This is a genomic window from Pseudomonas sp. FG36 (genome assembly GCF_057809275.1).
Window position 1 is genome coordinate 14,376 of sequence record NZ_JBMDJQ010000035.1, and the last position, 13,079, is coordinate 27,454.

Annotated in this window: 14 protein-coding genes; 9 read left to right on the forward strand and 5 right to left on the reverse strand. The window is 64.3% G+C overall.

The genetic code is table 11. The annotated features are described in order from the left end of the window. Positions 1-39: 39 nt before the first annotated feature. The 3 genes from ctaD to ACODS9_RS21760 are packed head-to-tail and all read left to right on the forward strand — an operon-like array spanning position 40 to position 3,101. Positions 40-1,629, forward strand: coding sequence for a cytochrome c oxidase subunit I (gene ctaD / locus ACODS9_RS21750; protein ID WP_023628965.1), 1,590 nt, complete (start codon positions 40-42; stop codon positions 1,627-1,629). A 10-nt stretch (positions 1,630-1,639) separates the two neighbouring features. Beyond that, positions 1,640-2,197: a cytochrome c oxidase assembly protein gene (locus tag ACODS9_RS21755; RefSeq protein WP_038707108.1), complete on the forward strand. Its 558-nt coding sequence runs from the start codon at positions 1,640-1,642 to the stop codon at positions 2,195-2,197. Between the two features lie 16 nt (positions 2,198-2,213). Continuing rightward, on the forward strand, positions 2,214-3,101 hold the full coding sequence (locus tag ACODS9_RS21760; RefSeq protein ID WP_031314487.1) for a cytochrome c oxidase subunit 3: 888 nt from the start codon (positions 2,214-2,216) through the stop codon (positions 3,099-3,101). 15 nt (positions 3,102-3,116) lie between these two features. On the opposite strand, the gene ACODS9_RS21765 is transcribed toward ACODS9_RS21760, so the two are convergent. Then, positions 3,117-3,320 (reverse strand): twin transmembrane helix small protein, encoded by a 204-nt coding sequence (locus tag ACODS9_RS21765; RefSeq protein ID WP_023628968.1) that lies wholly within the window; start codon positions 3,318-3,320, stop codon positions 3,117-3,119. 62 nt (positions 3,321-3,382) lie between these two features. Between ACODS9_RS21765 and ACODS9_RS21770 the strand changes: the two genes are divergently transcribed. From ACODS9_RS21770 to ACODS9_RS21790, 5 genes are read left to right on the forward strand one after another with little or no spacing between them, the layout of a single operon-like run. Then, on the forward strand, positions 3,383-4,126 hold the full coding sequence (locus ACODS9_RS21770) for an SURF1 family protein (protein WP_489094731.1): 744 nt from the start codon (positions 3,383-3,385) through the stop codon (positions 4,124-4,126). Then, on the forward strand, positions 4,092-4,670 hold the full coding sequence (locus tag ACODS9_RS21775) for a hypothetical protein (RefSeq protein ID WP_046853607.1): 579 nt from the start codon (positions 4,092-4,094) through the stop codon (positions 4,668-4,670). The genes ACODS9_RS21770 and ACODS9_RS21775 overlap by 35 nt, the downstream gene beginning before the upstream one ends. Positions 4,671-4,679: 9 nt before the next feature. Further along, a complete protein-coding gene (locus tag ACODS9_RS21780) occupies positions 4,680-5,753 on the forward strand; it encodes a COX15/CtaA family protein (protein ID WP_489094732.1) in 1,074 nt (357 codons plus the stop codon). Continuing rightward, entirely contained in the window at positions 5,738-6,637 is a 900-nt protein-coding gene (gene cyoE, locus ACODS9_RS21785; protein ID WP_263159660.1) for a heme o synthase, read from the forward strand. The genes ACODS9_RS21780 and cyoE overlap by 16 nt, the downstream gene beginning before the upstream one ends. After that, the gene (locus ACODS9_RS21790) at positions 6,634-7,266 is read left to right on the forward strand and encodes an SCO family protein (protein WP_489094733.1); all 633 of its coding nucleotides are present in this window, start codon (positions 6,634-6,636) and stop codon (positions 7,264-7,266) included. Before cyoE ends, ACODS9_RS21790 begins: the two co-directional genes overlap by 4 nt. Positions 7,267-7,383: 117 nt before the next feature. Here ACODS9_RS21790 and ACODS9_RS21795 read toward each other — a convergent pair whose 3' ends face one another. From ACODS9_RS21795 to ACODS9_RS21805, 3 genes are all read right to left on the reverse strand, one after another. Then, a complete protein-coding gene (locus ACODS9_RS21795; RefSeq protein WP_046853610.1) occupies positions 7,384-8,154 on the reverse strand; it encodes a MetQ/NlpA family ABC transporter substrate-binding protein in 771 nt (256 codons plus the stop codon). A gap of 64 nt (positions 8,155-8,218) precedes the next feature. Continuing rightward, the gene (locus ACODS9_RS21800; RefSeq protein ID WP_023632566.1) at positions 8,219-8,890 is read right to left on the reverse strand and encodes a methionine ABC transporter permease; all 672 of its coding nucleotides are present in this window, start codon (positions 8,888-8,890) and stop codon (positions 8,219-8,221) included. Then, positions 8,890-9,897: a methionine ABC transporter ATP-binding protein gene (locus ACODS9_RS21805; protein ID WP_110696963.1), complete on the reverse strand. Its 1,008-nt coding sequence runs from the start codon at positions 9,895-9,897 to the stop codon at positions 8,890-8,892. The genes ACODS9_RS21800 and ACODS9_RS21805 overlap by 1 nt, the downstream gene beginning before the upstream one ends. Before the next feature lie 222 nt (positions 9,898-10,119). Here ACODS9_RS21805 and katE point away from each other — a divergent pair, with 222 nt between their 5' ends. After that, positions 10,120-12,264 carry a catalase HPII gene (gene katE / locus ACODS9_RS21810; protein WP_489094734.1) on the forward strand — a complete coding sequence of 715 codons (2,145 nt, stop codon included), beginning with the start codon at positions 10,120-10,122 and terminating at the stop codon, positions 12,262-12,264. Between the two features lie 102 nt (positions 12,265-12,366). On the opposite strand, the gene ACODS9_RS21815 is transcribed toward katE, so the two are convergent. Then, the gene (locus tag ACODS9_RS21815) at positions 12,367-13,074 is read right to left on the reverse strand and encodes a PA5502 family lipoprotein (protein WP_046853613.1); all 708 of its coding nucleotides are present in this window, start codon (positions 13,072-13,074) and stop codon (positions 12,367-12,369) included. Between the last annotated feature and the right edge of the window lie 5 nt (positions 13,075-13,079).

The window sequence follows — 13,079 nt, forward strand, 5'->3', positions numbered from 1 at the left end:
GGCTACCCGCGGCAGTCAGTGGATTGCAGGAGACAGGACATGAGTGCAGTGATCGACGACCACGCCCACGGTCATGAACACGCCCACGGCCCGGCCAAGGGCCTGATGCGCTGGGTGCTGACCACCAACCACAAGGACATCGGCACGATGTACCTGTGGTTCGCCTTCACCATGTTCCTGCTCGGCGGCTCGTTCGCCATGGTGATCCGCGCCGAGCTGTTCCAGCCCGGCCTGCAGATCGTGGAGCCTGCGTTCTTCAACCAGATGACCACCATGCACGGGCTGATCATGGTGTTCGGCGCGGTGATGCCGGCCTTCGTCGGCCTGGCCAACTGGATGATCCCGCTGATGATCGGCGCGCCGGACATGGCCCTGCCGCGGATGAACAACTTCAGCTTCTGGCTGCTGCCGGCGGCGTTCCTGCTGCTGGTCTCGACCCTGTTCAGCCCCGGTGGCGGGCCGAACTTCGGCTGGACCTTCTATGCCCCGCTGTCGACCACCTACGCCCCGGCCAGCGTGACCTTCTTCATCTTCGCCATCCACCTGATGGGCATCAGCTCGATCATGGGCGCAATCAACGTGATCGCCACCATCCTCAACCTGCGCGCCCCCGGCATGACCTTGATGAAAATGCCGCTGTTCGTCTGGACCTGGCTGATCACCGCGTTCCTGCTGATCGCGGTGATGCCGGTACTGGCCGGCGTGGTGACCATGATGCTTATGGACATCCATTTCGGCACCAGCTTCTTCAGCGCCGCCGGCGGCGGTGACCCGGTGTTGTTCCAGCATGTGTTCTGGTTCTTCGGTCACCCCGAGGTGTACATCATGATCCTGCCGGCCTTCGGCGCGGTCAGCTCGATCATTCCGGCGTTCTCGCGCAAGCCGCTGTTCGGCTACACCTCGATGGTCTACGCCACCGGGGCGATCGCCTTCCTGTCGTTCATCGTCTGGGCCCACCACATGTTCGTGGTCGGCATTCCGGTGGTGGGCGAGCTGTTCTTCATGTACGCCACCATGCTGATCGCCGTGCCTACCGGGGTGAAGGTATTCAACTGGGTCAGCACCATGTGGGAAGGCTCGCTGACCTTCGAGACGCCGATGCTGTTCGCCATCGCCTTCGTCATCCTGTTCACCATCGGCGGCTTCTCCGGGCTGATGCTGGCCATCGCGCCTGCGGACTTCCAGTACCACGACACTTACTTCGTGGTGGCGCACTTCCACTACGTGCTGGTGCCCGGGGCGATCTTTGGCATCTTTGCCTCGGCCTACTACTGGCTGCCGAAATGGACCGGGCACATGTACGACGAGACCTTGGGCAAGCTGCACTTCTGGCTGTCGTTCGTCGGCATGAACCTGGCCTTCTTCCCCATGCACTTCGTCGGTCTGGCCGGCATGCCCCGGCGCATCCCCGACTACAACCTGCAGTTCGCCGACTTCAACATGGTCTCGTCTATCGGCGCCTTCATGTTCGGCGCCACGCAGATCTTCTTCCTGTTCATCGTCATCAAGTGCATTCGCGGTGGCGCGCCGGCACCGGCCAAACCTTGGGACGGCGCCGAGGGGCTGGAGTGGTCGATCCCTTCACCAGCGCCTTATCACACCTTCCAGACACCGCCGGAAGTGAAGTAGGAGCCCGCCCATGGACGGCTTGTCGCTCAAGCGCCTGGTCAGCCGCCTGCTGATGCTGACCGTGGTGATGTTCGCCTTCGGCTTTGCCCTGGTGCCGATCTACGACGTGATGTGCAAGGCCTTCGGCATCAACGGCAAGACCGGCGGGCAGTACGCGGGCACCCAGGTGAGCGACCCGACCCGTTCGGTGCGGGTGCAGTTCATGTCGACCAATGCCGGCGACATGAGCTGGGAGTTCCACTCCACCGCCGACCAGATCGAGGTCAACCCGGGGGCGGTGAACCAGATGATCTTCGTGGCCCGCAACCCGACCAACCAGCCCATGAGCGCCCAGGCCATCCCCAGCATCACCCCCGCCGAGGCCGCGGCGTACTTCCACAAGACCGAGTGCTTCTGTTTCACCCAGCAGGTCCTGCAGCCGGGCGAGCGCATCGAGATGCCGGTGCGCTTCATCGTCGACCGCGACCTGCCGGAGTCGGTGAAACACCTGACCCTGGCCTACACCCTGTTCGACATCACTGCTCGCCACCCCCCGGTCGCCCACGCCGCGACCGAGGGCGCCCGTTGAGGGAAGGAGATACATCATGGCAAGCCACGAGCATTACTACGTACCGGCGCAGAGCAAGTGGCCGATCATTGCCACGATCGGCATGTTCATCACCGTGTTCGGGCTCGGCACCTGGTTCAACGACCTCAAGGCCGGCCACCCGGAGTCTCACGGGCCGCTGATCTTCTTCGTTGGCGCGCTGTTCCTGGCCTACATGCTGTTCGGCTGGTTCGGCGCGGTGGTCAAGGAAAGCCACGCCGGGCTCTACAGTGCGCAGATGGACCGCTCGTTCCGCTGGGGCATGAGCTGGTTCATCTTCTCCGAGGTGATGTTCTTCCTGGCCTTCTTCGGCGCGCTGTTCTACGTGCGGGTGCTGGCCGGGCCGTGGCTGGGGGGCGATGGGGCCAAGGGCGTGACGCACATGCTCTGGCCAAACTTCGAGTTCGTCTGGCCGCTGCTGCACACACCGGACCCGAAACTGTTCCCGCCACCGAAGGAAGTCATCGATCCGTGGCACCTGCCGCTGATCAATACCATCCTGCTGGTGAGTTCCAGCGTCACCGTGACCATCGCCCACCACGCCCTGCGCAAGGGGCATCGCGGCACGCTGAAGCTGTGGCTGGGGCTGACGATCCTGCTGGGGCTGGCGTTCCTCGCCCTGCAGGCCTACGAGTACCACGAGGCCTACAACAAACTCGGGCTGACCCTGGGCTCGGGCATCTACGGCGCGACGTTCTTCATGCTTACCGGGTTCCATGGCGCGCACGTGACCTTGGGCACGTTGATCCTGTTCGTGATGTTCTGCCGGGTGCTGCGCGGGCACTTCGAGCCGGACAAGCACTTCGGTTTCGAGGCGGCGAGCTGGTACTGGCACTTCGTCGATGTGGTGTGGGTGGGGCTGTTCATCTTTGTGTATGTGCTTTGAACACGGTGGGAACACTTAGAAAGGTGCGTGCGACACCAGTTGCCCACTGATCAGGCCCCAGGCCACCAGGGCGATGGTCAGGGTGGCGAGGGCGACGCGCACGGTAAGAGCCTTGAGCAGGCGGGTCGACTGGTCGTCGTCCTTGACCAGGAACACCAGGCCACTGAACAGGCTGGCGATGGTGGCCAGCAGCATCAGGACAATTGCGGCCTTGAGCATGGCGAAACTCCGGGGGATGCGGTGATGGATACAAGTATAGCGCTCGACCTCACGAGGCCCTGGTGAAGCCGTTTCGCCCAGGCCTGGTACCGACCCTGGTGGTGCTTGCGCTGCTGCCGGGGTTGATCGCGCTCGGCTGCTGGCAACTGCGGCGCGCCGACGAAAAGCGTGACCTGCTGGCCACCTACACCGAGCGCCAGATCGAGGCGCCGGTCACTGCTGACCGGTTGCGCCAGCTGCCGGACCCGGCGTTCTACCCCGTGCACCTGTATGGCCGGTTCGATGCCGGTCACAGCCTGCTGCTGGACAATCAGATGCGTGACGGCAAGGCCGGCGTCGAGCTGCTGCAGCCCTTCCACGACCAGGCCAGCGGCCTGTGGTTGCTGGTCAATCGCGGCTGGATGGCGTGGCCCGACCGCCGCGTGCCGGTGCGCTTCGACACGCCGAGCCAGGCGCTGGCGCTGGACGCCACGGTCTACGTGCCGCCGGGCAAGACCTTCCAACTGCACCCGGACAACCCCGACGGCCAGTGGCCGCAACTGCTGACGGCAATCGAACCGGCCGGGCTCTGGCAGCAGCTGGGCCGGGAGGGCTTTGCCCAGGAGCTACGCCTGCAGCCAGGCCCTGCCGCCTACCGCCTGGACTGGCCGGTGGTCGCCATGGGCCCGGAAAAACACCAGGGCTACGCCGTGCAGTGGTTCGCCCTGGCCAGCGCGCTGGTCCTGCTCTACCTGTATTTCGGCTGGCATCACAACGACAAGGAGAACCGCCATGGCCGCCGCCACGAGTCCACTGGACGTGCCTGACCGCCGCAAGCCCCGCGGGCGCCTGCAACTGCTGTTGATCCTGTTCGTCGTGCTCGGGCCGATGATCCTTGCCACCAGCATGTACAAGCTCAAGTTCTGGGTACCGGAAGGTCGCAGCTATCACGGTGTGATGATCGGCAATGGCGAGGGCCGGGCCGATATCGGCATCGATGCCCAGGACGAGCGTTGGCAGCTGTTGGTCAGCGCCCCTGGCGCCTGTGTCGAGGAATGTCAGCAACTGGTGTACCTGGCCCGGCAGATCCAGGTCGGCCTGGGCCGCGATGCCAGCCGCGCCAGCCATGCCCTGGCGGCGGCCCAGCCGCTAGCCGCCGACTACCAGGCGCTGCTGGGTCGTGAGTACCCACAGTTGCAACGCTACCCGCTGGACGCCCAGCGCTATATCCAGAAGGTCGGCGACACTGCCCCGCAACTGTGGATCGTCGATCCTCACGGCAACCTGGTGCTGCGCTACGACGCCAAGGTCAAGGGCAAGCATGTGCTGGACGACCTGCGTCACCTGCTCAAGCTGTCCAACATCGGCTAGGAGGCTGCCATGGCCAGACCCGGATTCCGCCTTGCTGTGTTCGCCACGCTGCTGGCGCTGCTGGTCGTGCTGCTCGGCGCCTACACTCGCCTGACTCATGCCGGTCTTGGCTGCCCCGACTGGCCGGGGTGCTACGGCTTCATCAGCGTGCCCAAGACCGATGCCCAACTGGCCCATGCCGAGCTGCACTTCCCTGAGCACCCGGTGGAAGAAGCCAAGGGCTGGGCGGAGATGGTCCATCGCTATTTCGCCGGCACCCTGGCGCTGGTGATCGCACTGCTTGCCTTCCAGGCTGTACGCCGGCATGCCCATGACGGCCAGCCTTACCGCCTGCCGGTGTTGCTGCTGGGGGTGGTGCTGGCCCAGGCGGCGTTCGGCATGTGGACCGTGACACTGAAACTGTGGCCCCAGGTGGTGACCGCGCACCTGCTTGGCGGGTTTACCACGGTAAGCCTGCTTTTCCTGCTATCCCTGCGTCTATCCCGGGCCTTTGCGCCCTTGCCGAAACTGCCGCTGAGCCTGCGACGGATCGCGGCGCTGGCGCTGCTGGTGGTGATCGGCCAGATCGCCCTGGGGGGTTGGGTCAGCGCCAACTACGCGGCGGTGGCCTGCATCGACCTGCCCACCTGCCATGGCCAGTGGTGGCCGGCGGCGGACTTCAGCAACGGCTTCCACCTGACCCAGCATGTCGGCCCCAATTACCTGGGCGGGCAACTGGACAGCGATGCGCGCACGGCGATCCATGTCAGCCACCGGCTCGGCGCAATGCTGGTGCTGGTGGTTCTATCGATGCTCGGCTGGAAGCTGCACCGCCATGGCCTGAGTGGCCTGGCGCGCCTGGTATTGCTGGCGCTGGCGCTGCAGTTGGGCCTGGGCATCAGCAATGTAGTGTTCCACCTGCCGCTGGGCGTGGCCGTTGCCCACAACGCCGGCGGTGTGCTGCTGCTGCTGACCATGGTGCTGGTGAACTACCGCATCCGCGTGGTCGACAAGGTTCGCGTGGGCCATGGCTGGCGCCTGACACCGGTGGTCGGGGGGCAACTCACTCATCACATGAGGAACGATTCGTGGCGACGGTTCTGAGCACGGAGCGCCAGCGCGCCGGATGGCGCGACTATCTGGAACTGACCAAGCCGAAGGTGGTGGTGCTGATGCTGATCACCTCGCTGGTGGGGATGTTTCTCGCCACCCGCGCAGGGGTGGCCTGGAGCGTCCTGCTGTTCGGCAACCTGGGGATTGGCTTGTGCGCGGGTGCCGCGGCGGCGGTCAACCACGTGGTCGATCGCCGCGTCGATGCGCTGATGGCCCGCACCCACAAGCGCCCGCTGGCCCAGGGCCGGGTCGCGCCCTTGCCGGCACTGCTGTTCGCCCTGCTGCTGGCCGTGGCAGGGATGGTTTTGCTGTTGGCGTTCACCAACCCCCTCACCGCCTGGCTGACCCTGGCCTCGCTGCTGGGTTACGCGGTGCTCTACACCGGCTTTCTCAAGCGAGCCACGCCGCAGAACATCGTGATCGGCGGCCTGGCCGGGGCCGCGCCGCCATTGCTGGGCTGGGTGGCGGTCAGCGGGCACCTGGGCGCCGAGCCGCTGCTGCTGGTGCTGATCATCTTCGCCTGGACACCGCCGCACTTCTGGGCCCTTGCGATTCATCGCAAGGAGGAGTACGCAAAAGCTGATATTCCCATGCTCCCCGTTACCCATGGCGAGCGTTACACGGCCCTGCATATCCTGCTCTACACCTTGATATTGCTGGCCGTGAGCCTATTGCCCTACGCCATTCACATGAGCGGCCCGCTGTATCTGGCCTGTGCCCTGGTGCTGGGCCTGCGCTTCCTGCACTGGGCCTGGGTGTTGTACCGTGGCACCCGGCCGCACGCGGCGATCAAGACGTTCAAGTACTCTATCGGCTACCTGTTCGCCCTGTTCATCGCGTTGCTCGTAGACCACTACCTGTTGCTGAACCTATGACCCGAACCCAGAAAACCGTCTTCATCCTCGTTGCCCTGGTCGCGCTGATCATGGGCCTGACCGTCAACAAGGTGCTCAACGACCGTGGTCAGTTGAACCCCACCGAACTGATCGATGCCGGCATCATCCTGCTGCCGCAGAGCCGTACCGTGCCGGACGTGACCATGACCGACCAGAACGGCCAGCCGCAGGTGCTGGACCAGCTCAAGGGCAAGTGGTCATTGCTGTTCTTCGGCTACACCTACTGCCCGGACATCTGCCCGACCACCCTGGCCCAGCTGCGCCAGGTGAAGAGCGAACTGCCCAAGGAGGCGCTGGAGCGTCTGCAGGTGGTGCTGGTGAGCGTCGACCCGAACCGCGACACGCCGAACCAGCTCAAGCAGTACCTGGGCTATTTCGACAAGGATTTCGTCGGGGTGGCGGGCTCGATCGAGGATACCCAGAAATTGGCCAACGCCTTGAGCATCCCGTTCATTCCGGCCGATACCAGCAAACCAGGGTATACCGTGGATCACAGCGGCAACCTGGCGGTGGTCGGGCCTGACGGGCGTCAGCGCGGGTTCATCCGTGCGCCGTTCAACAACCAGAAGCTGGTGGCGCAGTTGCCGGGGCTGGTCAAGCGCGATTGAGATATTTGGGCCTGCTGCGCAGGCCTTTCGCCGGCAAGCCGGCTCCCACAATCGTGCAGTCTCTGTGGGAGCCGGCTTGCCGGCGATAGGGCCTCGAAGCGGCCCCAGGCTGCAGGCTTAGAACGCAGGAACCACAGCGCCCTTGTACTTCTCGGTAATGAACTGCTTGACCTCAGGCGAGTGCAGGGCCTGTACCAGTTTCTTCACCGCGTCCGCGTCCTTGTTGTCCTCGCGGGTCACCAGGATGTTCACGTACGGAGAGTCCTTGCCTTCGATGGCCAGGGCGTCTTTTTCCGGGTTGAGCTTGGCTTCCAGCGCGTAGTTGGTGTTGATCAGGGCGGCATCGACCTGGGTCAGCACACGCGGGATGGTCGCGGCTTCCAGTTCCCGGAACTTCAGGTTCTTCGGGTTCTCGGCGATGTCCTTGATGGTCGACAGGATGTTCGTGTTGTCCTTGAGCTTGATCACTCCGGCCTTATCCAGCAGCAACAGGGCGCGGCCGCCGTTGGTGGCGTCGTTGGGAATGACCACGGCGGCGCCGGAAGGCAGTTCGTCGAGCTTCTTGACCTTGGCCGAGTACACGCCCAGCGGCTCGATGTGCACGCCGGCGACGCTTACCAAGTGAGTACCCTTGGCCTTGTTGAACTCATCCAGGTACGGCTGGTGCTGGAAGAAGTTGGCGTCCAGGCGCTTTTCCGACACCTGCACGTTCGGCTGGATGTAGTCGGTGAACTCCTTGACCTTCAGTTCCACGCCTTCCTTCGCCAGCTGCGGCTTGACGAAGTTGAGGATCTCGGCGTGCGGCACCGGGGTGGCGGCGACCGTCAGGGTCTCGGCGTGGGCCGAGAAGGCCGCGACCGCGGCGACAACAGCAAGCAGCTTCTTCATTGATCACTCCTTGTGAGGGCCGCGACGGCCCCCGAACGGGTCGGCCGGGCCGACCCCATTGGGGTTACTTACGGGAAAAATGCACGACCAGCTTGTCGCCGATCATTTGAAGTACCTGGACCAGGATGACCAGCAGCACCACGGTGACGATCATCACGTCGGTCTGGAAGCGTTGGTAGCCGAAGCGGATCGACAGGTCACCCAGGCCACCGGCCCCGACCACACCGGCCATGGCGGTGTAGGACACCAAGGTGATGGCGGTCACGGTGATGGCGGCGATGATGCCTGGCATCGCTTCAGGCAGCACGGCCTTGAAGATGATCTGGCGGGTGGTGGCGCCCATCGACTGGGTAGCCTCGATGATGCCGCGGTCCACTTCACGCAGGGCGGTTTCCACCAGCCGCGCGAAGAACGGCGTGGTCCCCACCACCAGCGGCGGGATGGCACCGGCAACGCCCAGCGAGGTGCCGGTGATCAGCACCGTGATCGGGATCATCACGATCAGCAGGATGATGAACGGCACCGAGCGCACGATGTTGACGATGGTCGCCAGCACGGCGTAGACCTTCTTGTGCTCGAACATCTGCCGTGGGCTGAACAGGAACAGCACGACGCCCAGTGGCAGGCCCAGCAGGATGATGAAGGCCAGCGAGATGAACAGCATGACCATGGTGTCGTTGGTCGCCTGCCAGATCTCGACCCAGTCGACGTTGGCGAAATAGCTGAGGATGTCCATCAACGCAGTACCTCCATATGTACGTCAGCTGCAGTGAAGCGGGCGAATGCCGCCTCCATGTCTCCACCGATCAGGGCAAGGGTCAGCTGGCCATAGGGAATGTCCTTGATGCGGTCGATGCGCCCGGCAAGGATGCTGTAGTCCACGCCGGTTTCGCGGGCCACGGTGCCCAGCAGCGGCGCGTAGGTGGCGCAGCCCTGGAAGGTCAGGCGCACGATGCGCCCCGGCACATGGGCGAAATCGTCGCGTTGCTCGTTCTCGTCGACCTGCTCGTCTTCCTGGACGAAACGCTTGGTGGTGGCGTGCTGCGGGTGCAGGAACACGTCGGCCACCGGACCCTGCTCGACGATCTGCCCGGCGTCCATCACCGCCACGCGGTCGCAGACCCGGCGGATCACGTCCATCTCATGGGTGATCAGCACGATGGTCAGCTTCAGCTCGCGGTTGATCTCGGCCAGCAGTTGCAGCACCGAGGCGGTGGTCTGCGGGTCGAGGGCGCTGGTGGCTTCGTCGCACAGCAGGATCTTGGGGTTGGTGGACAGGGCGCGGGCGATGCCGACGCGCTGCTTCTGCCCACCCGACAGTTGCGCCGGGTACTTCTTCGCGTGCTCGGAAAGGCCGACACGGGCCAGCAGCTCGGTGACGCGCTTGTCGATCTCGCCACGCGACAGCTCGCCCGCCAGCACCAGCGGCAGGGCGACATTGTCGGCAACGGTCTTGGAAGCCAGCAGGTTGAAGTGCTGGAAGATCATGCCGACCTGCTGGCGGAAGCGTCGCAGCTGGTTCGAGTCGAAGGCGGTGACGTCTTCACCGTCGACCACGATCTTGCCGCCGGACGGCTCCTCGAGGCGGTTGATCAGGCGCAGCATGGTGCTCTTGCCGGCACCGGAGTGGCCGATCAGGCCGAACACCTGGCCATCTTCGATGGTCAGGCTGGTCGGGTTCAGGGCCGGGATATCCCTACCGGCGACGCGGTAGGTCTTGTGGACATTTTGAAACTCGATCACTGAGCGAACCTTGTGGGGCGCATGGAATTTGGGTCAGCGGTTAGCCGGGGCGCGCATTTTAGCCTTTTCCCCTGCGTGTTCTTAGCATTTATTTCGTCACGCTCCAATCCAATCGGCATAACGCGACGGTCGGCAATCCGATTGAACGCAGCCGACGGCGGCCCAGTCACTAATTGAACAAGCCCGAACGGGCAGCCTGATGACTGATGAGGAGAGCCGAAGATGCCCAGCAAGAAGCCCCAGGCGCCACAGCCCAGCCCTGTCGCCGGCACCGACACCCCGGACAAGGCCAACACCAACGCCAAGCTGCAGAGCCTGGAAGCGTTTCGCAGCGACGCCAGCGGCCAGGCGCTGCGCACCAACCAGGGGGTGAAGGTCGCCGACAACCAGAACAGCCTCAAGGCCGGCGCCCGTGGGCCTTCGCTGCTCGAAGACTTCATCATGCGCGAGAAGATCACCCACTTCGACCATGAGCGCATACCCGAGCGCATCGTCCATGCCCGCGGGACCGGCGCCCATGGATACTTCCAGAGCTACGGCTGCCATGCCGAGCTGACCAAGGCCGGTTTCCTGCAAGATCCCGAGAAAATCACCCCGGTGTTCGTGCGCTTTTCCACCGTGCAGGGCCCACGTGGCTCGGGCGACACGGTGCGCGACGTGCGCGGCTTTGCGGTGAAGTTCTACACCGATGAAGGCAACTTCGATCTGGTCGGCAACAACATGCCGGTGTTCTTCATCCAGGACGCGATCAAGTTTCCCGACTTCGTCCACGCGGTCAAACCCGAACCGCACAACGAGATGCCCACCGGTGGCTCTGCCCACGATACCTTCTGGGACTTCGTATCGCTGGTGCCGGAATCCGCGCACATGGTCATGTGGGCGATGTCCGACCGGGCCATTCCGCGCAGCCTGCGCATGATGGAAGGCTTTGGCGTGCATACCTTCCGGTTGATCAATGCCCAAGGCGTGGCCAGCTTCGTCAAGTTCCACTGGAAGCCGCGCCAGGGCGTGCACTCGGTGCTGTGGGACGAAGCCCAGAAGCTTGCCGGCAAGGACACCGACTACCACCGCCGCGACCTGTGGGAAGCGATCGAGACCGGTCATTACCCGGAATGGGAGCTGGGCGTGCAGATCGTGCCGGAGGCCGACGAGCACAAGTTCGACTTCGACCTGCTCGACCCGACCAAGATCATCCCCGAGGAGCTGGTGCCGGTGACGCCGCTGGGCAAGATGGTGCTCGACCGCAACCCGGACAACTTCTTCGCCGAAGTGGAACAGATCGCCTTCTGCCCCGGGCATATCGTGCCGGGCATCGATTTCAGCAACGACCCGTTGCTGCAGGGCCGGCTGTTCTCCTACACCGACACCCAGATTAGCCGCCTGGGCGGACCGAACTTCCACGAGATCCCGATCAACCGCCCCGTCGCGCCCAATCACAGCAGCCAGCGCGATGCCATGCACCGCATGACCATCGACAAGGGCCGGGCCTCCTACGAGCCCAACTCGATCGATGGCGGCTGGCCGAAGGAAACGCCGCCCGCCGCGCAGGATGGCGGTTTCGAGAGTTACCAGGAACGTATCGATGCAAACAAGATCCGCCAGCGCAGTGAGTCGTTCGGCGACCATTTCTCCCAGGCGCGGCTGTTCTTCCAGAGCATGAGCCCCACCGAGCAGCAGCACATCATCAAGGCCTACAGTTTTGAACTGGGCAAGGTCGAGCGCGAGGCTATCCGGGCGCGGGAGGTGAACGAGATCCTCGCCAACATCGATCTTAAGTTGGCGGCAGCGGTGGCGGCCAACCTCGGGCTGCCGGCGCCGAAGGCCGGCACGGTCAAGGTCAAGGGCAGCAAACCGGCGCAGTCAAAGGCCTTGAGCCAGATGAACCACCCCGGGGACATCGGCATCAGTGGGCGCAAGATCGCCATCCTGGTGGCTGGCGGCGTGGATGACGCGAGTGTCGACAAGGTGGTCAAGGCGCTGGAGGCGCAAAGTGCGCGCCCCATGCTGCTGGGGCCGACTTCGGCACCGGTGAAGACTGCCGGTGGCAAGCAGCTGCCGGTGGATGCGTCGATGGAGGGCATGCCGTCGGTGATGTTCGACGGTGTGTGGGTGCCGGCGGGCAAGGCTTCGCTGGAGGGGTTGGAAAACAGCGGCGTGGCCAAGCATTTCCTGCTCGAGGCCTACAAGCATCTCAAGCCCATGGGCGTGGCCAGTGAGGGCAAGCTGCTGCTGAACAAGCTGGGGCTCAAGGAAGATGCGGGGCTGTTGCTGGGCGATGACCAGAAGGCGCTCGAGGCCTTCTTCAAGGCAGTCGAGGGGCACCGGGTGTGGGCGCGGGAGGCGGCTGCCGAAGCTATTCCTGCATAATCGGGGGGGCTGCTTTGCAGCCCATCGCCGCGGTTCGTCGCTACGACAAGCCGGCTCCCACCCTGTGGGTGCCGGCTTGCCGGCGATGAGGCCCTGACAGGTTTATTGCTGATGGGGAATCAACACCACCTGCGCCGGCAATGAGCGCTGGATCTCATGCTTCTGCTTCAGCTCGAAGCCACTGTCGAGCTTGCGCACCCGCTTCTCCAGCAGGGTCTTGAGCCAAGGCGCATCCTCGGTGCGCGGCACCTGGAACACCACCTCGCACTGATAACTCACCACGTCCGCCGCGATATCGTCCAGCTGGCGACGCATTGCGCGGCTATCGGTGGTTTTCAGCGCCACGACAGTGGTCGGCGCGGTCGGGTCGATCACCCGGGCCTTGGGCTTGGACTCGGCAGCCTTGAGCGCCGCTTCGGCCTTTTCCAGTTCGGCCTTGCGTGCCTGGGCCACGGCATCGCCGCCGGTCAGGGCCGGTGCTTGCGGCATCAGCGCGCGGGCGCGGGCCAGTGCCGTGGCAGCGGCATTCACATCGCCCTTCTGCAGGACGATCTGGCTACGGCGCAGGTAGGCCTCGGCCAGCTGGCGCTGATGCGGTTCGAGGCGGGCATCATCCGGCGCCTGGGCCTGCAAGGCGGCCAGTTGATCCTCGGCGGTGGCCAGCTCGTTGCTGGCGATGCTTTGCTCGAGCTGCTGCCAGGCATCGGGCTGGGCAGGCGCCACCGGTTGTTCGGCCGGCTTGCTGGAGCAGGCAGCCAGGAACAGGGAAAACGCGGCAACAAGCAGATAACGTGAGGCGAACGGCTTCATTCCTG